This is a genomic window from Planococcus chinensis, assembly GCF_020071995.1.
Taxonomy (GTDB): domain Bacteria; phylum Bacillota; class Bacilli; order Bacillales_A; family Planococcaceae; genus Planococcus; species Planococcus chinensis_A.
The window spans coordinates 294,997-316,082 of the sequence record NZ_JABWTK010000004.1 but is presented as its reverse complement, the minus strand read 5'-3'; the positions used below and the strand labels follow the sequence as shown (position 1 = coordinate 316,082).

Here is a 21,086-nt window from a genome sequence, read left to right as displayed (position 1 = left end):
GTGGCAAAGAGCGCCACTTTGCTGGTCTGTCTTATGCCCATCAGAGCTGGACAGGCGCTTCCGCTTTTCGATGGTGTCCAGTTCCGCCGCCTAGTCCCTCGGGTCGCTTCGGTCTTGCCGGCAATGGCAAAGGAACGCCATTCCCTTCAAGCCCTCCAGCGCCTGTCGGGACTGGACAGGCGACTCCACTTTTCTGGACTATCTTCTGCTGATGATGTTGTGTTCGTTGCGAAGGAAAGAGCTTCTTGATTTGGCAACGCGTTCGATGCGTTCTTCTGCCAAACGGTCTGCTGCTTTGTAGCTTGGGATTCCGTCGCGTTTTGAGATTTCAAAGATTTTTGAGATACTGTCGTAGATTGTGCCTACGCGTTTCAACGCACGTTCTTCGTTGTATCCGTATAATTCGTCAGCAACGTTGATTACGCCGCCTGAGTTGATAACGAAGTCAGGTGTGTAGACGATGCCGCGTGCTTCTAGTTCGTCGCCGTGGCGTTCTTCTTTCAACTGATTGTTGGCAGAGCCTGCCACCAATTTTACTTTTAACTGAGGAATCGTTTCGTCGTTGATAATGGCACCCATTGCACATGGAGCGAAAATGTCTGCTTCTTGCATGTAAATATCAGCCGGTGCCACTGCCACCGCTCCGAAATCATTTACCGCACGCTGAACAGCTTCTTCGTTGATATCGGACACGATTAATTTCGCGCCTTCTTCGTGAAGGTGTTTGCATAGCGTGTAAGCTACGTTTCCGACACCTTGGACTGTAACTGTTTTGCCTTCAAGTGAATCGTCACCGAATGCTTCCAAAGCTCCCGCTTTCATCCCTTTGTAAACGCCGTAAGCCGTTACCGGAGACGGGTTTCCTGATGAGCCGAATGCTGGTGATACGCCTGTCACAAAATCAGTTTCCTCACGGATCAAGTCCATGTCAGCAACTGTTGTGCCTACGTCTTCTGCTGTGATGTAACGGCCGTTTAAGCCTTGGACAAAGCGGCCGAAAGCACGGAACATTTCTTCGTTTTTGTCTTTCAATGGATCTCCGATGATAACGGTTTTACCGCCGCCAAGGTTTAAGCCGGCTGCAGCATTCTTGTAAGTCATGCCGCGCCCTAAACGGATCGCATCTTCAATCGCTTCTTCTTCTGTTGCATAGTTCCACATGCGCGTGCCGCCTAGTGCTGGCCCAAGCGTTGTATCGTGGATGCAGATAATCGCTTTAAGTCCTGAAGTTTTGTCTTGGCAGAAAACCAGTTGCTCATAGTCGTGTTGTTCCATTTTGTCAAAAATAGCCATTGTTAGTTCCTCCTAGTATGTTCGTTAAATGTTGGACGAGCGAAGAGCTAAAGCAAGCGAATACAGTTTGCTTTCAGCACTGTCGGCGCGTGAAGTCAATACGATTGGTGCTTTGGCACCGGCAATCAGCCCGCCGACTTTCGCTTTTGAAAAATACACCAATGATTTGTATAGGATGTTGCCGGACTCGATATTCGGGACGAGCAGAATGTCTGCATTTCCAGCGGTCTCGCCGGAAATCCCTTTATGTTTTGCCGCGTTGATCGAAATAGCATTATCGAGGGCAAGCGGCCCATCGACGATGCAATCGGTAATTTGGCCTCGCCTGTTCATTGCGGCAAGTGCTGCGGCATCCAGTGTCGCGTGCATCGCCGGATTGATGACTTCAATCGCGGCAAGCGGAGCAACGATCGGCTTGATGACGCCAACAGATTTGGCAATTTGAACAGCGTTTTGTATGATTTGAGCTTTTCGTTGAAGATCCGGATTGATATTCATTCCGGCATCGGTGATGAACAGCAAACGGTCGAAGCCTGGAATTTCAAAAGCTGCCACATGGGATAAGATCTTTCCGGTCCTCAGGCCGAAATTCCGGTTCAACACCGCCTTCATCAAAACAGCGGTAGGTATATGGCCTTTCATCAGCACGTTTGAATCGTTTATGTACACCGATTTAACCGCCTGTTCCGCTGCTTGGGCAGGCCCTGCAGCGTGAAGCACCTTAATTTTTGGATGATCAATCAGATGAGGAAAGTCGGCATGGATCATTTTTTTCAATCTGGCTTCGTCATCATACAGCCGGAAAAACGCAAAATTGCGTTCCACTGCCACGCTGACGGCTTTGAGCACTTCAAAGTCTGCCGCTGCTGCGAGCGCCACGGTATGTTCCGCTTCCACAGAAATTTCATCCATCAATTGAGTTAATGTAACCACTTTCAACACCTCATTCCTTTTTAATTAAAACAGAAAAAAGAGCGGAATATAAGAGTTGTAAGCGCTTTATTGCCATTATTAACTAAAAAACCTTGCAAATTCTTGCAAAACCCTGCAAGAATTTGCAAAGACCTTAGGAAAGTCCGTATTTTTCTAGTTTGTAATAAAGGGTGCGCAAGGAAATTTCCAGTTGCTTAGCGGTTTTGGATTTGTTGCCGTTAAACTGCTTTAATGCATGTTGAAGAATCCCTCTTTCAATCGTATCGAGCTGTTCCTGCAGCGGCACCGATGACTCGAAAGTCACTTCGTGTTTCGCTTCAGGCGCTTTAATCATATTTAACGGAATATGCTCTTCGGTCAGAACTTTGTCATTCATCTGCATAAAAATCATTGCCCGGCTCAGGACGTTTTCAAGCTCCCTTACATTGCCGGGCCAATCATAGACGCGCAGCAATTGCAGTGCTTTGTCCGTGACGGTTTCAATTTGTCGGCCATATTCCTGATTCAGCTTGAGCAGCAGCCGGTCCACGATGCTCGGAATATCCTGTTTCCGTTTCCGAAGCGGCGGGATTAAAATCGGCATCCGGTTTAGCCGGTAATACAAATCTTCGCGGAAAGTGCCTTCCAGCAATGCCTTTTCCATATTGGCATTGGTGGAAGCGATCACCCGGACATTTACGGGAATCGGTGTGGTGCTGCCGATCCGGAGCGTTTCATGTTCCTGCAGCACACGCAGCAATTTGCTTTGGATCATCGGCGACAATTCCCCGATTTCATCCAGGAAAATACTGCCATTATTCGCTTCTTCGAATAGCCCTCTTTTTTCGCCGCTTTTAATGCCGGGCAGCGCCCCTTCTTCGTAGCCGAACAATTCGCTGTCCAGCAATTCCTCTGTCAATGCGGCGCAATTTACCCGGACGAACTTTTTGTATTTCCGCTCGCTCGCACTGTGGATGGCGTGGGCAAATAATTCCTTGCCGGTCCCCGATTCGCCGCGCAATAACACCGTTACCAGCGTCTGTGCAGCAAGTTTGGCCTGCTGGAGGCTCAATTGCATTTCCGGACTCAAACCAATGATGTCGTCAAATGTATATTTCGATTCGAGTGTCCGGATAATGCTTCTTGCCCGGTCCAATTCTTTCATCAACGAGCGGATTTCAGTCGTGTCGTGGATAACGCCGACACTGCCTTTCAGCTTGTCATCCACGATAATCGGGGCAACATTGACGATTACTTCCCGGTTTGCCGGGCCGACTTTCAAATTAACGCCCCGGTAAGGCTTTCGGGTTTGGAGCGCTTTTAAGTGCATGCTTTCCCCTTCAGAAATATCCGCAGAAGCCGGCTGGCCGATGACTTCTTCCATTTGAAGGCCCGTGATGCGGGTATAGGCCGGATTCACGAGCAAGCCGTTGCCGTTTTCATCGACGACCGATATGGCATCATCGCTCGATTGGATAATCGCTTGCAGCATCGTCTGGACTTCTTTTAAATCCGTAATCTGTTCTGCCAGCGACACGACTTCCGAAATGTCTTTAAAGACAGCAAATGCACCAATCGTTTCACCATGTTCATCGACCATCGGAAAACGGGAGGAAACGATTTTAGCCCCGTTCGGCAAAATCAGCTCCCGGTTCAGTTCCGTGCGACCGCTTTCATATGTGTGCGGCAATTCACTGGCCGTGATGAATTCATGGATCGGCCGGCCGATGGCAAGCTCTGCTTGGACTTCGAGCATACGCGCGGCGCTTTTGTTCAGGAAATTGATATGCCCGTTCCGGTCAATCCCGACCATGCCTTCTTCAATCGAATTGAAGATGATGTTTTGTTTATGGCTTTCTTCGCTTAAAAGCGAGATGAAATGCTCTTTCTCGGTGATCAAACGGACCAAGACATTGGCAATGCCGCCTGGAATAATGACAGTGGACTTCGGAAAATGAAGCGGCAATTCCTGCTGGACTTCATCGCTCCCTGTCACATTGACCACCATATGGACCTCGTCTTTATTAAAATCCCGGTAATCGATTGAAACGGGAATGCCCCATTGTTTGGCTTTTTGTACGGCCGGTGCTGCCAGATTGATGTCTGCGATGCCGCACACCCGCATATAGTCAGATTCCAACAGCATCTGGAGAATAGCCGACCCTCCGGCGCCTCCACCTATAATCAATACGTTTTGCAATGGTCTTCATACCTTTCCGGTTTTGCTGTGCAAATCTTTGCAGTATCTTTCTTTAGCGTACCTGAGGATGTGTTTCTTGACAACTAAAACGGAATTAGAAACAATAGAGGTGAAGGAGTGGAAACATGGGACGTTTAATCGCATTTATCATTTTGCTGATTCCTGGTATTATGGCTGCATACGGCATAAAACTGATGCGCGATACCTTATTTAATAAACTATTGGAACCTTACCCTGCGTTGTGGATGCAATTTACATTAGGAACAATTTTCGTGGTGCTCGGCATCGGATTTTTTGCAGGCTTCCTGTTGAACCGGGACCGCAAAAAAGGGACCGTCGCCAAGAGATTCCAGAAGTAACAGTCTTCCTGGAATAACGTCAGAAACCGTTTAAAATCAACAGAATAAATGAACAAAAAAATTGCGTCTACCTGTCATAGGTCAGACGCAATTTTTTTGTAATCCGCTCCGGATGGTCAGTAATGATCCCTTTCAGCTGCGGTGCGATTTTTTTCATAGCAGCTTCCGAACCGATAATTCCATAAACCCGGATGGTTTTTTTCATTTCATGGAGGGCTTCCAGAAAAGACAAAGAATACAGCTTTCTGTGAAGGTGGATGCTATCTACCCAATCCATATGCCGAAGGGTTTCCAAAGGCAGGCTCTTCTTCAAGATCAATGCCATTTCTTTTGTCGGCATTAATTGTTTCATTTCCTTCAGGAGCTGTGGGTTAAACGAAGAGATATGGAAATCGTCCAACCCATCGAGCATCGCCGCCAATATTTTCGGCCCATTCGGATGGGCCGAAAATGAATTTTTCATTTCGACATTCAATGGAATGTTTTTTTCCTTTGCCCATTGGAACACTTCATAAGCAAGCGGAATTTCCAGATCTGAAAAACGGCGCTTCCACCGTTTGCCAATCTTTATTTCTTTTAAGTACTGATAATCAATTTCTTCGATTTTGCGTTTTTCGCCGCCAAGCCGCTTTAAATTGTCATCATGGAACACGACCACTACGCCGTCTTTGGTAATCTGCACGTCCAGTTCAATGCCAACTTCAAGCTCGCAAGCTTTCTGAAACGCATCCCACGTATTTTCCAGCGCATTTTTGGAAGCTCCGCGATGGGCATACACTTTTACTTCGGACAACTAGATCATCTACTTTCTGTTAGTTAGGTTTAATGCCGAATAATTGAACTTCTGATTGGAGCTAAAAAGAAAATAGGCCAGGTTTTGATCGCCCCGGCCTACCCCTCAATTTGTCAGTCAAAAGAGACGTTATGTTCAACCTCGTCCTGATTGGTCCACGTTACCACAGTGCCGGGAGCAACGGTCAATTCCGATTCGCTAAAAGCAAGATCCGCCATTTCCACTGCCGCTTCGCCGCTGGAAGATGCCCCATCTTCCACAATGACCGTCATTGTCATGGTCGGATGCGGATCGCAGTGGAGCGGAAATTCACCCGCTTCGCTAAAAACAAAACTTGTGATTTCGCCTTTTGCGATTAACGGGGAAGCCGTGCCGCTTGCTGCTTCAGGCGCATCGGCAGGATCGATCGAAGACGATTCCGGTTCATCCTCTTTGGCAGCGTCATCTGCATCATGATCGCCCTTGTCCATTTCATGGTCCGCAACATCTGTGTCCTCTGCCGGCTGCGCATCTTCCTGGCCACAAGCCCCTAACACCAAAACACCCCCAACAATAAGCGCACCCCATCTTCTGTTCATGCAAATCCTTCCCTTCTTGTATTTCTTATAAAGTCCAAAGAAACAAACGGGCAATTTACATTAAGAGAATGATTGCATGCAACTTCTGAGAGGGGGTCCTAGATGCTTGAATAGCCAGTTGCATCGCAAGGATTCTTTACCTCTTATTATAAGGTAGAATCCATCCGGATGCTATCGGCAACCATAGCAATAAACTGGGAATTGGTCGGTTTTGATTCCAAATGCTCTTCGCTGTATCCGAACAGTTTGGAGATGTGCTGTGTTTCTTTTCGGCTCCACACCACTTCGATGGCATGGCGAATAGAACGTTCCACCCGCTGGGGCGTAGAGTCAAAATGTTTGGCGATTCCCGGATAAAGCTCTTTTGTGACCCGATTTAAAATATCCGGATTTTCCAGCACCAATGAAACCGCTTCTTTCAAGAAAAGATAGCCATTGATGTGGGGAGGAACTCCGATTTCTTTAATCATATGGGTGATGGCTTCATCCTTCGCAGCTGCTTCGTTTTTGGGATTGTCCACGTTTTCGCGTTTATGCATAATGTGGCTGATTTGAACGGCCAGCCGTTCTGTCTCAAACGGTTTCATGATAAAGTACGACGCACCGTATTCAGCCGCTTGGCTCATGATGGATTCCTGTCCAAACGCAGACAGCATGATGACATCAATGTCCCTCAATTCCCCATCTTCTTTGATGGCGTCCAGCACGGCGATGCCGTCTAAATAAGGCATGATGATATCAAGCACCAGGACATCCACTTCGTGCTGTTTCAGCATCTCTATGCAAGTTTTCCCGTTATATGCGACAGCGACAACTTCCATATTCGATTGGCTGCTTAAATAATCACTCATGAGCTTTACCAATTCGCGATTATCGTCTGCGATTGCAATTTTGATCTTGTCCATCAACTTTCTCCCCCTGATGACTGCTACTTGCAATTTACCTCATCGTCAGTTTTCTGTCGCGCGCCAACGTCAACAATTCTTCGGCATGTTGCAATGTCAATTCCGTAATTTCTGCGCCGGACAGCATGCGGCTCATTTCTTCCGTGCGTTCCTGGCCATCCAGTTCATGGACGGCGGTGACCGTGCGCTGTTTTTCCACTTTCTTCTCGATGAACAAATGCTGGTCCGCCATCGCCGCTACTTGCGGCAGATGCGAAATGCACAGCACTTGTGAATGGACGGAAATCGCAGCAATTTTCTCGGCAATGGCCTGTGCCACCCGGCCGCTGACTCCCGTATCCACTTCATCGAAAATGATGGACGTAATGCCCTGGTGTTTCGAAAAGATCGTTTTTAAAGCGAGCATCATTCTCGACAATTCTCCGCCGGACGCCACTTTTGTCAACGGCTTTAGCGGCTCTCCCAGGTTTGTTGAAATGTAAAAAGCGATTACATCGCGGCCATTGCGGTCAAAGCGGCCACTCGGCAGCGAACTGAAATTCACTTCAAACGACGCTTTGCCCATATGCAAGGCCTGCAATTGTTCCATAATGGCGTTGCCCAGCTGTTTGGACGCTTTTTTTCTAAGAATCGTCAATTCTTCGGCTTCAACCCGCAGATCTTCCGTAAGTTCTTTCAGCTTTTCCTGGTCCAGCTGCAAACGCTGGTCCCGGTTAATCAGCCGGTCGAGTTCATCAACCTGCGTTTCATAATACAAGAGCATATCTTCAACTGAAGCCCCGTACTTCCGTTTCAACGATTGAAGCAGCGTCAGGCGCTGTTCAATTTCATTGAGGCGCTCCGGATCAAATTCCATATCGTCAATTACGCGTTTGATTTCAGTGGAGACATCCTGAAGCTGATAAAAAGCGCTCGATAAGGTTTCCGACTGGCTGCTGAACGCTTCGTCGACCGAAGCGGCGTGTTCGAGTTCGGACATTGCGGAACCGACCCAATCCAGGCCTTTGGATTCGCCTTGGATCGCTTCATGTGCTGCAGATACCGATTCGTAGATTTTATTGAAATTCTGCAGCCTTTTGCGTTCCTGCTGCAGTTCTTCTTCTTCTCCCGCTACCAGTTCGGCAGCTTCGATTTCCCGCAGCTGAAACGTCAGCAAATCGATTTTTTGTGCAATCTGCTGCTCGTTTTCATTGTACGAAGCAAATTCCCGCTTCAGCTTCAAGTATTTATCGTAGGTATTCAAATAACTTTCTTTCGCTTTGGCAATCGACTTTCCGGCAAACTGATCCAGCAAAAAGACATGCTGTTTTTCATCCATCAATTCCTGCGTTTCATGCTGGCCATGTATGTCGATCAAAGCCGCACCCACTTCCCGGAGAATCGAGATAGTCACCAATTTTCCGTTGATGCGGCATACATTTTTCCCTTTATCGTTCAACTCGCGGCGAAGCAAAATATCGCCGTCGCTCGAGGATATGCCAAATTCATCCAGCTTACGGAACACTGGATGCTTTTCATTGTCCAAAGAAAAAAGACCTTCAATTTCTGCTTTTTTAGCGCCGTGCCGTATAAATTCTTGGCTCCCGCGCCCCCCTGCCAATAAATGCACCGCGTCAATGATGATCGATTTTCCGGCGCCGGTTTCCCCGGTCAACACGGTCAATCCTTCTGTAAAGCTGACGGTCAATGCATCGATAATGGCGAAATTGCGTATATCCAGTTCCCGCAGCATACCCATCCACCTCTTTTTATAGCATTTCGATCAAACGTTGTTTCAGCACTTCCCGCTGTTCGGTATCCCGGCAAATGATCAGGCACGTATCGTCCCCGCAAATCGTGCCCAGAATTTCTTCCCAATCCAGATGGTCGATCAACGAGCCGATGGCATGCGCATTGCCCGGCAACGTCTTCATGATCAAAAAGTGGCTGGCCCCGTCAATGCTGACGAAAGCATCCGTCAACGCACGGTGCAGTTTTTGCATCGGGTTAAAACGCTGGTCTGCAGGCAAACTGTATTTATAGCGCCCATCCTGCAGCGGCACTTTTACTAGATGCAATTCTTTTATATCACGCGAGACCGTTGCCTGCGTTACTTCATACCCAGCGGACTTCAATAAATCCACGAGTTCGTCTTGTGTTTCAATTTCACGATTGGAAATCAAATCGCGAATTTTTATATGGCGTTGGCCTTTGTTCACTTTATTGTCCTCCCAGAATGAATAATTATTCTATATACCTAATATCGTACCTTTTATCCTTCCGAAAAACAAGCAAGGAACGGAATAAGCATTGGAAACAGCCGCACTGAAAATCACTCGGGCCGGCGTTTCCTGCCAGGAGCAACGAGCCAAAAAGAAAACACATCCCGCTGGAATGTGTTTAAAGTTTTTCATGTGCCATTTTGACGGTTTCTGCCACTTGCTCTGCCGAGAGAGGAGCAATCTCTTCCCCTTCAGCGGCGGATTGCAGATGGAACAGAAATTCGATATTGCCTTCTCCGCCGGTAATCGGCGAAAAAGACATGTTTTTCAAATGGAAACCTGCATCAATGGCGAAGCCCGCCACTTTTGCCAGTACTTCTTTATGGATTTTCGGATCGCGCACGATGCCTTTTTTGCCGACAGATTCGCGCCCTGCTTCAAATTGAGGTTTTACCAATGCAATAACATCGCCGCCCGGCACAAGAATCGTCTTGAGGACCGGAAGAATGATGCGCAGCGAAATAAAACTGACATCAATCGTTGCAAATTCCGGCAGCCCTTCAGCAAAATCTTCCGGCTTGGAGTGCCGGAAGTTGGTGCGTTCCATAACGGTGACGCGTTCATCCTGCCGAATTTTCCAAGCCAATTGATTATAGCCGACATCCAGCGCGTAGCAATGCTTCGCACCGTTTTGCAAAGCACAATCGGTAAATCCGCCGGTGGAAGAACCGATATCCAGCATCAGCTTGCCTTCAACTGATAAGTCAAATTCCGCCAATGCTTTCTCCAGTTTCAATCCTCCGCGGCTTACATATTTCAAGTCGTTGCCTTTCATCTGAAGCGGTGCATCTTCGGCGATTTTTTCACCGGGACGATCCATCCGCACTTCATTAGAGTAGATAATGCCTGCCATAATTGCCCGTTTTGCCTTTTCGCGTGTTTCGCAAATCCCGCGCTCTACCAGCAGCACATCTACCCGTTCTTTTTTCGGTTTGTTCATAGCGCCGTCGTTTCCGCCTTTGTTTCCGGCTTCACACGCTTTTTCACCACACGCACGACTTCATCGCTGTTCAAATGGATTTCATCCATCAGTTCCGCCACATCGCCGTGTTCGATAAACTGATCTGGAATCCCTAAGCGATCTACAACCGCTCCGCGGTATTGGTTTTCTTCAGCAAATTCCAATACTGCGCTGCCGAATCCGCCTTGCAGTACAGCTTCTTCGATCGTCACGATTGGTACACTGCGTTCGAAAATCTGGTGAAGCATGCTGATGTCCATCGGTTTGATAAAGCGGGCATTGACCACTTCCGCCTGGATGCCTTCTTCGCGCAATTGTTCCGCAGCGTGAAGCGCCATCGGGATGGTCGTTCCGAATGTTAAAATCACCGCATCCGTTCCTTCTTCCAGCACTTCCCATGAACCGATCGGCAAAGTTTTCAGCTCTGCGTCCATCGGAACACCTAGACCGTTGCCGCGCGGATAGCGCAGCGCAATCGGGCCGCCGTTGTAGTCAATCGCCGTTTTCACCATATGCTGGCCTTCGTTTTCATCTTTTGGCATCATGATGACCATGTTCGGCAAGTTGCGCAAAAACGCGACGTCAAAGACGCCTTGATGCGTTTCTCCGTCTGCTCCGACAAGCCCTGCCCGGTCAATGCCGATAAAGACATTCAAGTTCTGGCGGCAAATGTCGTGGAGAACCTGATCATACGCACGCTGCAGAAACGTCGAGTAAATTGCCAGGAATGGTTTCATGTCCTGGGTTGCAAGGCCCGCTGCCATTGTTGCAGCATGCTGCTCCGCAATCCCCACATCATAAAAACGGTCAGGGAATTCAGAAGCGAACCCGACTAATTTAGAGCCGACTGGCATTGCAGGCGTAATCGCCACAATGCGTTCATCGGTCCGGGCAAGTTTCCGGACCGTTTCCGCTACAAGTCCGCTCCAAGAAGGCGCCTTGGACGAAGATTTCACCAAATCACCGGTCTCCATTTTGTATGGGCCAGTTCCGTGCCAAGTGCCGACTGTATCCGTTTCCGCAGGCAAAAAGCCTTTCCCTTTTTTCGTGATGACATGGAGCAGAACCGGACCGCCGGTTTTCTTGGCGTACCGCAGGTTTTCTTCCAATTCTTCCAAATCGTGTCCATCAATCGGACCAAGGTAGGTAAAGCCAAGCTCTTCAAAAAACATGCCGGATACGACAAGGTATTTCAAGCTGTCTTTCAGACGCTCTGCCGTAGAGGCCAATTTACCGCCGACTGCCGGAATTTTCTTCAATAGATATTCCAAGTCGTCTTTGACTTTATTGTATTTTCCGGCTGTACGCATTCTGCCGAGCATGCTGTGCATCGCGCCGACATTCGGGGCGATGGACATTTCGTTGTCATTCAGGATGACAATCATATCGGTTTTTTCATGGCCGATGTGGTTCAGGGCTTCAAACGCCATGCCGCCGGTAAGCGCCCCGTCTCCGATAATCGGAATCACGTGGTTTTTCGCTTTTTTGATGTCTCGCGCCGCTGCCATTCCCATTGCTGCCGACAAAGAAGTCGAACTATGGCCGGTTTCCCAGACATCGTGATCGCTTTCATTGCGTTTAGGGAACCCGCACAAACCTTTGAATTGGCGAAGCGTATCAAACTGGCTCGCTCTGCCCGTCAAAATTTTATGCACATAAGACTGATGGCCAACGTCCCAGATAAACTTGTCATCAGGGCTGTTAAATACTTTATGCAACGCAATTGTCAGTTCCACAACTCCCAGGTTTGGCCCAATATGGCCGCCTGTCCGGGAAAGGTTTTCTATTAAAAATCGCCGTATATCTTCACTTAAACGAACGAGCTGTTTATTGTCCAGCTCTTTTAAGAAAGATGGACTAGTAATCGTATGCAGATCCATTCCATCACGCACCTTTTTAAATTTTTTCCATTAAATAGCCTGTTTCCATTATATCAATCTCAGCCCAATGTACAAATTCGGGGGCCGAAATTCAGTTTTTTCTTTTCACAATCAACGCAGTCAGTTCTTCCAAAAGCCCTTTTTGCCCGCCCAGCCCTTGGATCGCCTGCAGTGCTTCGGCCGCATGGTAATCGAGTTTTTCTTTTGCTTTTGGCAAAGTCAAAAGGCTCGGATACGTGCTTTTCTCACTCGATTCGTCTTTGCCTGCGGTTTTGCCCAGTTCCTGTGACGTACCTGTGACGTCTAAAATATCGTCCTGGATCTGGAATGCCAGACCGAGATGTTCGCCGAAGCGGCTGAGTGCCAGCATTTCTTCCGGAGTGGCTTTTCCAAGAATCGCTCCTGCCAAAATGCTGTAGGTCAGCAATGCCCCCGTTTTCAAGCGGTGCACTTGTTCAAGTTCCTCGAGCGTCAATTTCTTTTCTTCGCCTTCGATGTCGAGCACTTGCCCGCCGACCATTCCTTCAGCGCCTGCTGAAACACTCATCAAATCGATGAGCCGGATTTTGTCGTCGCTTGATACATGCTGCAGCCGCGCCACTACACCAAAGCTATAGGTAATCAAAGCATCACCCGCCAGAATGGCTACGGCTTCGCCGAACACTTTATGGTTGGTCGGCATACCGCGCCGCAAATCGTCATTGTCCATACTTGGCAGATCGTCGTGGATCAGTGAATACGTATGGATCATTTCAATCGCAGCAGCCACTTTCAATGCTTCCGGATGTTCCCCGCCTAGTTCATGGAGGACAGCCAACAGCAGAATGGGCCGGATTCTTTTTCCGCCCGCCTGAAGGGAATAGTGCATAGACTCTTTTAATGAAGACGGAATGGACAATGCGTCAATCAAATCCGCCAGCTCTTTTTGAATCAACGGTTCGTAATGTGATCGGAATTCGGTTAAGTTCATTTTGCATTACCTTCCGTTTCTATGTCCACTGACACTTCTTTGCCGTCTTTCATCATGGTCACGAGCTGTTTTTCCGCATTTTGCAGCTTGTCGTGGCAGACTTTCGAAAGTTCCATTCCTTTTTGGTATAAAGTCAGCGCTTCTTCGAGCGGCACATCGCCTTGCTCTAACTGACGCACGATCTCTTCAAGTTGTTCCATCGCCTGATTAAACATGATTTCTTTTTCAGCCATCTTTATTGTCTCCTTTGCTTGTTAAAATGCGTTCTGTAACAGTCGCTGCCAAGTTTCCGTCTTTCATCGAAATGGTCAGACTATCGCCTTCTTCAACTTGGGTGACACTTTTGACGACTTGGCCGCCTTTGTATGAAATCGAATAACCGCGGTCCATAATTTTCAATGGACTTAAGGCATCAAGTGTCCGCATAGCAGAAGACAGCTGCTGGGTACGGTTTCGCAAGGATTGGCCGATCAGACTGTCCAGCCTTCTTTGGAGATGATCCAATTCGCTTGTGGATTGTTTGATCAAATTTTCAGGGCTTCTGCCTGCCAATTGCCTATCCAGATAGGCATGCTGCTCTCTTGAGCGCCTGTAAGTTTGCACAACTTCACGCTGCAGGGAGTCTGTTGCCCGTTCAACCCGCTCAATAAACGGCCGGTACAAACGGTCTGGATAAGCGAACGGCATCGACGAAGTCAGCCGGTTCAGCGCCGTTTTTTCTTTTGTGATCGTATTGGAAGCCATCCGGTACATACCGGTCCGGTAGCTCAATAGCCGTTCGAGCAATTCGGCTTTGCTTGGCACCGCAAGTTCAGCCGCCGCTGTCGGAGTCGCCGCCCGAAGGTCCGCGACAAAATCGGCAATCGTGGTATCGGTCTCATGGCCAACTGCGGAAATGATCGGAATGCGCGACTGGAAAATCGCCCGCGCTACGGCTTCATCGTTAAATGCCCACAAGTCTTCAATCGAACCGCCGCCCCGTCCGACTATCAGGACGTCGTAATCCGATTTATTGGCTGCCTGGATGGATTGGACAATCGACTGGATGGCCTGCGTCCCTTGCACCAAGGTCGGATAAATCACAATTTTCGCCAGCGGATACCGGCGGTTAAGCGTAATGCAAATATCGCGTACCGCTGCCCCGGTAGGCGCAGTGACAACCGCAATTTTTTTCGGAAAACGCGGGAAGGGCTTTTTATGTACAGCATTAAACAGGCCTTCTTTCGCCAGCTTTTCTTTCAGCTGTTCAAAAGCCAGATAGTAATCCCCGATGCCGTCAGCCTGCATCGTTTGGGCATACAGTTGGTATTGGCCGGAAGCTTCATAGACGGTGACATCGCCGCGGATCAGCACGGTCATTCCGCTTTCCGGTTTGAACTTTACCGTCCGGGCATTTGCTGCAAACATCACAGCCGGCAGCCGGGACGAATTGTCTTTCAATGTAAAATAAATATGCCCGCTCGTATGGATTTTTACGTTTGATAATTCCCCTTTAACGTAAACGTCACGCAAATGGGGATCGGCATCAAATTTCTTTTTTATGTATTTGGTTAACGCCTTGACGGATAAATACGGGTCGCTCGACAAAATTTCAACCCCAATCTTAGAAATTAAAAAGCTGTCTTTCTTTCGAAAAACAGCTTCTTTTTTATTCATTTTACATCGTTTCGGCGCTTTTGTCTTTCTGAAGCCCATTTTCAGCGGATTGGACCGTGTTCTCCATTAGCATCGCAATGGTCATCGGGCCCACGCCTCCAGGAACCGGTGTAAGGAATGAAGCCGTTTGGGAAACCTCCGCAAAATCGACGTCCCCGCACAACTTGCCGTTTTCGTCGCGGTTCATGCCCACATCAATCACGACTGCACCAGGCTTGATAAAGCTTTGATCAATCAATTTTGCACGGCCGATTGCAGAAATCAGAATATCCGCCTGTTTTGTAAAAGAAGGCAAATCAGCTGTTTTGGAGTGGCAGTACGTAACTGTCGCATCTTTCTGCAGCATTAATTGCCCGACCGGTTTGCCGACGATATTGCTGCGGCCGATGACTACGGTATGTTTTCCGGCAGGGTTGATATCGTAATGTTCGAGAAGTTTCATGATGCCGTGCGGCGTACAAGGCAAGAAAGCCTCTTTTCCGATCATCATATTGCCGACTGAAATCGGATGGAAGCCGTCTACGTCTTTTGCCGGATCGATGGCCAGAATCACTTTGAATTCATCAATCTGCGCCGGAAGCGGCAGCTGCACCAGGATTCCGTGAATTTGCGGATCATTATTCAGTTCTTCTATCGTTGAAAGCAGTTCCGCTTCCGTCAAGCTATCCGGAAATTGATGCAAATCCGAACGCATGCCGAGGGCTTCACATGTTTTCTTCTTGTTTTTGACATATGTATGGGAAGCGGAGTCTTCACCGACCAGCACTACTGCCAGACCGGGAATAACCCCTTGTTCTTTCAATCGTTCCACGCGCGTTTTTACTTGCTCTTTGATTTTTTGGCTTACTGCTTTACCATCTATTGTTGTCGCAGTCACTGTAGTTCCTCCAATTCAATTTGCTAGTTCGTCTGTGAATTTCGATAATACCCCGTTGACAAAGCGGCTTGACTTGTCATCTCCGAATGTTTTGCTGAGTTCGATCGCTTCGTTCATAATGACGCTTGCCGGTGCATCTTCCATATACGCCAATTCAAAAACAGCCATGCGCAGGATGGTCCGTTCCACTTTTGGCAGGCGTTCAAGCGCCCAGTGCTCGAGGTGGCCTTTCAGCTTTTCGTCGATTGCCTCCATATTGGTATGCGTCCCTTGGACAAGCAAATCATAAAAATTATCGCGTTCAAGCCCCATTACGTGCTCGGTTGCTTCTGCAATTGTCAATTCCGTTCCATCCACTTGAAATAAAGTCTGGAGCGCCTTTTCACGTGCTTCATGTCGTTTCATAATAATATCCGGTCTCCTTTTCACACTAATTATCCCCCATTATACAGGTAATGCACCCGAACTTCCATGTTTGAAATGTTTCGATAATTAAGGGGAGGCGCAATGTCAGCGTGATGTTTAATCGGCAATCCGCAAAACGGAATTTGCCAAAAAGAAAGCACTGTCCGCCAAGCCTGTAAACAGACTGGATGGACAGCGCGTGCTTTTTTCGTTTAGCCCAAGCCGTGAAGCGTGCTTACTCTTCGGTCTGCTGGGTTTCGAATTGGACACCGGTAATATGGACGTTGACTTCCTGGGTTTGGAGAGACGTCATATTTTCGAGTGTCTGTCTTACTTGTTCCTGCAGCTTCAAAGCGGTTTGCGGAATCGAAACGCCGTACTTCACGACACAATAGATGTCAATCATCAATCCTTCTTCTGTCAGATCGGTCTTGACGCCTTTGCCGTGAATTTTCTTGCCAAGGCGTTCGGCAACACCGGAAGCGAAGTTGCCCTGCATGCTGGCAACGCCTTCGATATCAGTCGCTGCTATGCTGGCGATGATTTCAAGCACTTCCGGCGCCACTTCGATATTTCCTAAATGCTGTTTGCCGCTTGCTTTCATTTGCAAATAAGGGGCTGTTTTTTCTGCCATGTTGAGTTCCTCCCTTAGGATCAGGATCCTAGAACGTCGTACTTTTCAAGGAATTTCGTATTGAAGTCCCCGGATTTAAACACTTCATGATCCATCAGTTTCAAGTGGAACGGAATCGTTGTATGAACGCCTTCGACGACGAATTCATCGAGCGCGCGTTTCATTTTGGCAACCGCTTCCTCACGCGTATCTGCAAACGTGATGAGCTTCGCTACCATTGAATCGTAATACGGCGGAATGCTGTAGCCTGGATACATTGCCGAGTCCACGCGTACGCCAAGGCCGCCCGGCGGCAAGTACATCGTCACTTTCCCAGCAGATGGCATAAAGTTTTTCGCCGGGTTTTCCGCATTGATGCGGCATTCAATCGACCAGCCCTTGAATGTGATGTCTTCTTGCTGGAACGCCAAAGTTTCGCCCGAAGCCACTTTCAATTGCTGCTGGATCAAATCGATGCCCGTAATCATTTCAGTTACCGGATGCTCCACCTGGATGCGTGTGTTCATTTCCATGAAATAGAATTTCTGGTTGACTGCGTCGAAAATGAATTCGACCGTTCCGGCGCCGCGGTAATCAACAGCCAAAGCCGCTTTTACAGCCGCTTCACCCATTTCCGCACGAAGTTCCGGTGATAAGGCCGGAGACGGCGCTTCTTCTACCAGTTTTTGCATCCGGCGCTGAATCGAGCAGTCACGCTCGCCTAAATGGACGGCATTGCCGTGCGAGTCAGCCAGCACCTGGATTTCAATATGGCGGAAATCCTCAATGAACTTTTCAATATAAACGCCTGGATTACCGAAAGCGGCCGCAGCTTCTTTCTGTGTCATCCGAAGTCCTGTGATAAAATCATCGCGGTCACGTGCAACGCGGATGCCTTTGCCTCCGCCGCCGGCTGTGGCTTTGATGATGACCGGGAAACCGATTTCCTCAGCGATTTCAAGGCCTTCTTTCTCACTGCCGACAATGCCGGTAGAGCCGGGCACAACTGGAACACCTGCAAGGCGCATCGTTTCCCGTGCCACGTCTTTTGTTCCCATTTTGGAAATGGCAGCGGAAGTAGGTCCGATAAACATGATGTCGCATTCTTCACAGAGCTCTGCAAAACTGGCGTTTTCAGCCAAAAAGCCATAGCCCGGATGGATGCCGTCACAGTTTGTCAATTTCGCTACGGAAATAATGTTAGAGAAATTCAAATAGCTGTCTTTCGATAGCTTGGGTCCGATGCAATATGCTTCATCCGCCAATTCTACGTGAAGCGCTTCTTTGTCCGCTTCGGAGTATACCGCTACCGTTTCGATATCCATTTCCTTACAGGCACGGATAATCCGAACAGCGATTTCACCGCGATTTGCAATTAACACTTTTTTCATAGCTTTCTCCTCCTCAGTTAGCTTTTACGAGGAAAAGAGGCTGGCCGTATTCAACTAGCTGGCCATCTTTTACAAGAATTTCAGCAATTTCCCCATCCACTTCCGCTTCGATTTCGTTGAACAACTTCATCGCTTCTACGATGCAGACCACTTGGTCAGCAGAAACTTTCGATCCTGGCTGAACATATGCCGCTTCTTCCGGTGAGGGTGATTGATAAAATGTGCCGACCATCGGCGATAAGATCTTATGTAGATTTTCATCTTGCGCTGCTGGAATTTCAGGAGTCTCCTCTGAAATCAGTTCTTCCGGTTTTGCAGCTGGAGCTGGTGTTGAAGCTGGTGCTGGCGTAGCTGGAGCTGCTGCAGGTGCCGATTGGGCTGGCGCTGACGGCGCTTGTGATGCTGCATTTGCTTCGCCGCTGTTCTTCTTCAGCTTAACTTTTGTACCTTCGGATTCGTAGGTGAACTCATCAATTGATGAATTATCCACCAGTTTAATAATTTCTCTGATTTCTTGGATTTTCAATTTGTTCTACTCCCCTTTATGTATGGTTTATACAACTATTTCATTTTAGACTTTTTTCTGAAAAAATGAAATAGCCATTTGGCAATTGGAAAAGTGGCCTCTTGCGAAGAGACCACTTTTTCAACCAACTTCAGTGCACGAACTTACTGTGCGCGTGATACGTAAGAAGAATCTGTTGTGTTGATGATCAGCTTGTCGCCAACATTGATGAAGAAAGGAACTTGTACAACAAGGCCAGTCGACAAAGTAGCTGGTTTTGAACCGCCGCTTGCCGTATCACCCTTGATGCCTGGGTCCGTTTCTGTAACTTCCAGCACAACTGAATTTGGAAGTTCTACGCCGAGTACTTCGCCTTGGAACTGGATGACTTGAACTTCCATGTTTTCCTGAAGGAATTTCAATTCGTACTCAATGCTTTTCTCAGGCAATTCGATCTGGTCGTATGTTTCGGTGTCCATGAATGCATGAGTATCCCCACTTGCGTATAAATATTGCATTTTGCGGTTGTCAATTTGTGCTTTCGCCACTTTTTCACCGGCACGGAACGTTTTTTCGTTGACGTTGCCTGAACGCAAATTGCGCAATTTTGTGCGGACAAAAGCTGCGCCTTTTCCTGGCTTCACGTGCTGGAATTCCATTACGCGCCAGATGTCGCCATCCACTTCAATTGTCACACCTGTTTTAAAATCGTTTACTGAAATCATGTAAGTTCCTCCGTTTGTTATAAAATGCGTAGCTCTTTCGTGGAGTGAGTTAATCGTTCATTTCCTGACTCAGTTATCAGTATATCATCTTCGATGCGAACTCCGCCAATTCCCGGAAGATATATTCCCGGTTCCACTGTTACAGCCATTCCCGGTTCAAGAACTGTCTGCGATTTAAATGATAACCCAGGTGCTTCATGCACTTCAAGTCCGATGCCATGCCCCGTTGAATGGCCGAATGCTTCTCCGTAGCCTTTTGACTTGATGTAGTCGCGTGCAATGGCATCCGCCTCAATGCCGGTCATGCCCGGACCGATTTTTTCAACAGCTTGGACTTGTGCATCCAGGACCACTTGGTAAATCTCCTTCAATTTTTCGGAAGGCTCTCCAACGGCCACGGTACGCGTAATGTCCGAAATATAGCCGTTATACAAGGCTCCGTAGTCAAGCGTAATAAAATCGCCGCTTTCAATCTTTTTCTCCGTGGCTACGCCATGCGGCAAAGCCGATCGAAGTCCGGAAGCGACAATCGTATCGAACGAAGAAGACGTGGCTCCTTGTTTTCTCATGAAAAATTCAAGTTCATTCGAAATTTCCAGTTCTGTCTGGCCGACTTTGATGAATTTGCAGATATGTTCAAACGCATCATCCGCAATTTTCGCTGCCGCTTTTAGGATGCTCACTTCTTCTGGTGTTTTGATCATCCGGATTTTTTCAATCAAGCCGCTGACCGGTTTTAATTCCGCATCGATTTTGGCTTGGTAATCCTGAAATGCTGCGTATGTCACGTAATCTTTTTCAAAAGCCAGCGATTTCACGGCAAGGTTTTTCGCAAGTTCTGCCGCTTCTTCCAATAAATTCGTTTTAGCCTGCACGACGTCGAATTCTTTGACTTGTTCTCCCGCTTGTTCCGTGTAGCGGAAATCGGTGATGAAATATGCTTTATGTGGAGTGACAAGAGCCAATCCGGCCGTTCCGGTAAAGTCAGTTATGTAGCGAAGATTGTACTGGCTTGTAATCAACATAGCCTCGATTTGCTGTTGTTCCATTTCTTTGCGCAATTTTTGTAATTTCAATGGAGTCATCCTCTCGCTTGTTTTAATAACAGTGCATGCAGCGCCAGCTTGTAAACGTCCTGGCCGAATCCAGTAATCTGTCCGGCCGCTACCGGAGCGATATGCGAATGCTGGCGGAATTCTTCGCGTTTGTAGACATTTGAGATATGTACTTCAACTACAGGAATTTGAATGGCGGCAATGGCATCGCGTATTGCGACACTCGTATGGGTGTAGGCGCCGGCATTCAAGACAATTCCTTCCGTGCCGTCGTCAGCCGCCATATGGATCCAGTCGATCAATTCGCCTTCATGGTTCGACTGCATGCACATCAGGTTGATGCCGTTTTCTGATGAGAACTCCTTCAAGTCTGCTTCGAGTTCATCGAGCGTAAAGCTGCCGTATGCTTCTTTTTCGCGTTTCCCGAGGCGATTTAAGTTCGGGCCGTTCAAGCACAAAACTTTCATTTCTCCACTCCTTCCCTTCGCATTCTTCATTATTTTACCATACCGCTCAATTCAAGAGAGCAAATATTTCATTAATGGCCGGCTTCGTTCGTTGTTTCGGTTTTTTTATTTTCGGATATTATCCTTATGTAATTTTTTACATTTATTAAGAAATAAAAGCGTATAGCAAATTTGTGACATTGTTTCCCGCGCAGACTGGATTTGAATTTACTAATTGGTATACCAGTTGGGTTTTTGGCATGAAAAAACGCGGCGGCCGAAGCCGTCGCGTGGTTGGAGA

The 21,086-nt window shown here is 47.9% G+C and carries 22 protein-coding genes; 1 reads left to right on the top strand and 21 read right to left on the bottom strand.

Features of this window, described 5'->3' with window-relative positions:
- Nucleotides 1-198 precede the first annotated feature (198 nt).
- From HU147_RS09185 to HU147_RS09175, 3 genes are all read right to left on the bottom strand, one after another.
- Nucleotides 199-1,293 carry a Leu/Phe/Val dehydrogenase gene (locus HU147_RS09185; protein WP_224075942.1) on the bottom strand — a complete coding sequence of 365 codons (1,095 nt, stop codon included), beginning with the start codon at nt 1,291-1,293 and terminating at the stop codon, nt 199-201.
- Between the two features lie 24 nt (nt 1,294-1,317).
- On the bottom strand, nt 1,318-2,226 hold the full coding sequence (gene yqiS, locus HU147_RS09180; protein ID WP_317985506.1) for a phosphate butyryltransferase: 909 nt from the start codon (nt 2,224-2,226) through the stop codon (nt 1,318-1,320).
- 133 nt (nt 2,227-2,359) lie between these two features.
- Nucleotides 2,360-4,405 (bottom strand): sigma-54 interaction domain-containing protein, encoded by a 2,046-nt coding sequence (locus tag HU147_RS09175; protein ID WP_224075941.1) that lies wholly within the window; start codon nt 4,403-4,405, stop codon nt 2,360-2,362.
- Nucleotides 4,406-4,530: 125 nt separating this feature from the next.
- Here HU147_RS09175 and HU147_RS09170 point away from each other — a divergent pair, with 125 nt between their 5' ends.
- Entirely contained in the window at nt 4,531-4,764 is a 234-nt protein-coding gene (locus tag HU147_RS09170; protein WP_036809233.1) for a DUF2627 domain-containing protein, read from the top strand.
- Between the two features lie 67 nt (nt 4,765-4,831).
- On the opposite strand, the gene HU147_RS09165 is transcribed toward HU147_RS09170, so the two are convergent.
- The 18 genes from HU147_RS09165 to aroQ form a co-directional block, all read right to left on the bottom strand.
- Nucleotides 4,832-5,557: a glycerophosphodiester phosphodiesterase gene (locus HU147_RS09165; protein WP_224075940.1), complete on the bottom strand. Its 726-nt coding sequence runs from the start codon at nt 5,555-5,557 to the stop codon at nt 4,832-4,834.
- Nucleotides 5,558-5,670: 113 nt separating this feature from the next.
- Nucleotides 5,671-6,135 carry a plastocyanin/azurin family copper-binding protein gene (locus tag HU147_RS09160; protein WP_224075939.1) on the bottom strand — a complete coding sequence of 155 codons (465 nt, stop codon included), beginning with the start codon at nt 6,133-6,135 and terminating at the stop codon, nt 5,671-5,673.
- 146 nt (nt 6,136-6,281) lie between these two features.
- Nucleotides 6,282-7,040 (bottom strand): sporulation transcription factor Spo0A, encoded by a 759-nt coding sequence (spo0A, locus tag HU147_RS09155; protein WP_224075938.1) that lies wholly within the window; start codon nt 7,038-7,040, stop codon nt 6,282-6,284.
- Nucleotides 7,041-7,074: 34 nt separating this feature from the next.
- Nucleotides 7,075-8,772 (bottom strand): DNA repair protein RecN, encoded by a 1,698-nt coding sequence (gene recN, locus HU147_RS09150; protein ID WP_224075985.1) that lies wholly within the window; start codon nt 8,770-8,772, stop codon nt 7,075-7,077.
- A 16-nt stretch (nt 8,773-8,788) separates the two neighbouring features.
- Nucleotides 8,789-9,238 (bottom strand): transcriptional regulator AhrC/ArgR, encoded by a 450-nt coding sequence (ahrC, locus tag HU147_RS09145; RefSeq protein WP_036809248.1) that lies wholly within the window; start codon nt 9,236-9,238, stop codon nt 8,789-8,791.
- A 181-nt stretch (nt 9,239-9,419) separates the two neighbouring features.
- On the bottom strand, nt 9,420-10,241 hold the full coding sequence (locus tag HU147_RS09140) for a TlyA family RNA methyltransferase (protein WP_224075937.1): 822 nt from the start codon (nt 10,239-10,241) through the stop codon (nt 9,420-9,422).
- Nucleotides 10,238-12,142, bottom strand: a complete 1,905-nt coding sequence (gene dxs / locus HU147_RS09135; protein WP_224075936.1) for a 1-deoxy-D-xylulose-5-phosphate synthase — start codon at nt 12,140-12,142, stop codon at nt 10,238-10,240. Before dxs ends, HU147_RS09140 begins: the two co-directional genes overlap by 4 nt.
- 91 nt (nt 12,143-12,233) lie before the next feature.
- Complete coding sequence (locus tag HU147_RS09130; protein WP_224075935.1) at nt 12,234-13,112, bottom strand: polyprenyl synthetase family protein; 879 nt, start codon at nt 13,110-13,112, stop codon at nt 12,234-12,236.
- Nucleotides 13,109-13,345, bottom strand: coding sequence for an exodeoxyribonuclease VII small subunit (xseB, locus tag HU147_RS09125; protein WP_036809260.1), 237 nt, complete (start codon nt 13,343-13,345; stop codon nt 13,109-13,111). Before xseB ends, HU147_RS09130 begins: the two co-directional genes overlap by 4 nt.
- Nucleotides 13,338-14,699, bottom strand: a complete 1,362-nt coding sequence (gene xseA, locus HU147_RS09120; protein ID WP_224075984.1) for an exodeoxyribonuclease VII large subunit — start codon at nt 14,697-14,699, stop codon at nt 13,338-13,340. Before xseA ends, xseB begins: the two co-directional genes overlap by 8 nt.
- Nucleotides 14,700-14,769: 70 nt before the next feature.
- Nucleotides 14,770-15,645 carry a bifunctional methylenetetrahydrofolate dehydrogenase/methenyltetrahydrofolate cyclohydrolase FolD gene (gene folD, locus HU147_RS09115; protein WP_224075934.1) on the bottom strand — a complete coding sequence of 292 codons (876 nt, stop codon included), beginning with the start codon at nt 15,643-15,645 and terminating at the stop codon, nt 14,770-14,772.
- Between the two features lie 15 nt (nt 15,646-15,660).
- On the bottom strand, nt 15,661-16,050 hold the full coding sequence (gene nusB, locus HU147_RS09110; protein ID WP_224075933.1) for a transcription antitermination factor NusB: 390 nt from the start codon (nt 16,048-16,050) through the stop codon (nt 15,661-15,663).
- Nucleotides 16,051-16,285: 235 nt separating this feature from the next.
- Nucleotides 16,286-16,684, bottom strand: a complete 399-nt coding sequence (locus HU147_RS09105) for an Asp23/Gls24 family envelope stress response protein (protein ID WP_036809269.1) — start codon at nt 16,682-16,684, stop codon at nt 16,286-16,288.
- Between the two features lie 20 nt (nt 16,685-16,704).
- Complete coding sequence (gene accC, locus HU147_RS09100) at nt 16,705-18,054, bottom strand: acetyl-CoA carboxylase biotin carboxylase subunit (protein ID WP_036809272.1); 1,350 nt, start codon at nt 18,052-18,054, stop codon at nt 16,705-16,707.
- A 13-nt stretch (nt 18,055-18,067) separates the two neighbouring features.
- The gene (gene accB, locus HU147_RS09095) at nt 18,068-18,580 is read right to left on the bottom strand and encodes an acetyl-CoA carboxylase biotin carboxyl carrier protein (protein WP_224075932.1); all 513 of its coding nucleotides are present in this window, start codon (nt 18,578-18,580) and stop codon (nt 18,068-18,070) included.
- A gap of 143 nt (nt 18,581-18,723) precedes the next feature.
- Entirely contained in the window at nt 18,724-19,284 is a 561-nt protein-coding gene (gene efp / locus HU147_RS09090; protein WP_224075931.1) for an elongation factor P, read from the bottom strand.
- Nucleotides 19,285-19,301: 17 nt separating this feature from the next.
- Complete coding sequence (locus HU147_RS09085; RefSeq protein WP_317985505.1) at nt 19,302-20,369, bottom strand: M24 family metallopeptidase; 1,068 nt, start codon at nt 20,367-20,369, stop codon at nt 19,302-19,304.
- Nucleotides 20,366-20,806, bottom strand: a complete 441-nt coding sequence (aroQ, locus tag HU147_RS09080) for a type II 3-dehydroquinate dehydratase (RefSeq protein WP_224075929.1) — start codon at nt 20,804-20,806, stop codon at nt 20,366-20,368. The genes HU147_RS09085 and aroQ overlap by 4 nt, the downstream gene beginning before the upstream one ends.
- Nucleotides 20,807-21,086: the final 280 nt, after the last annotated feature.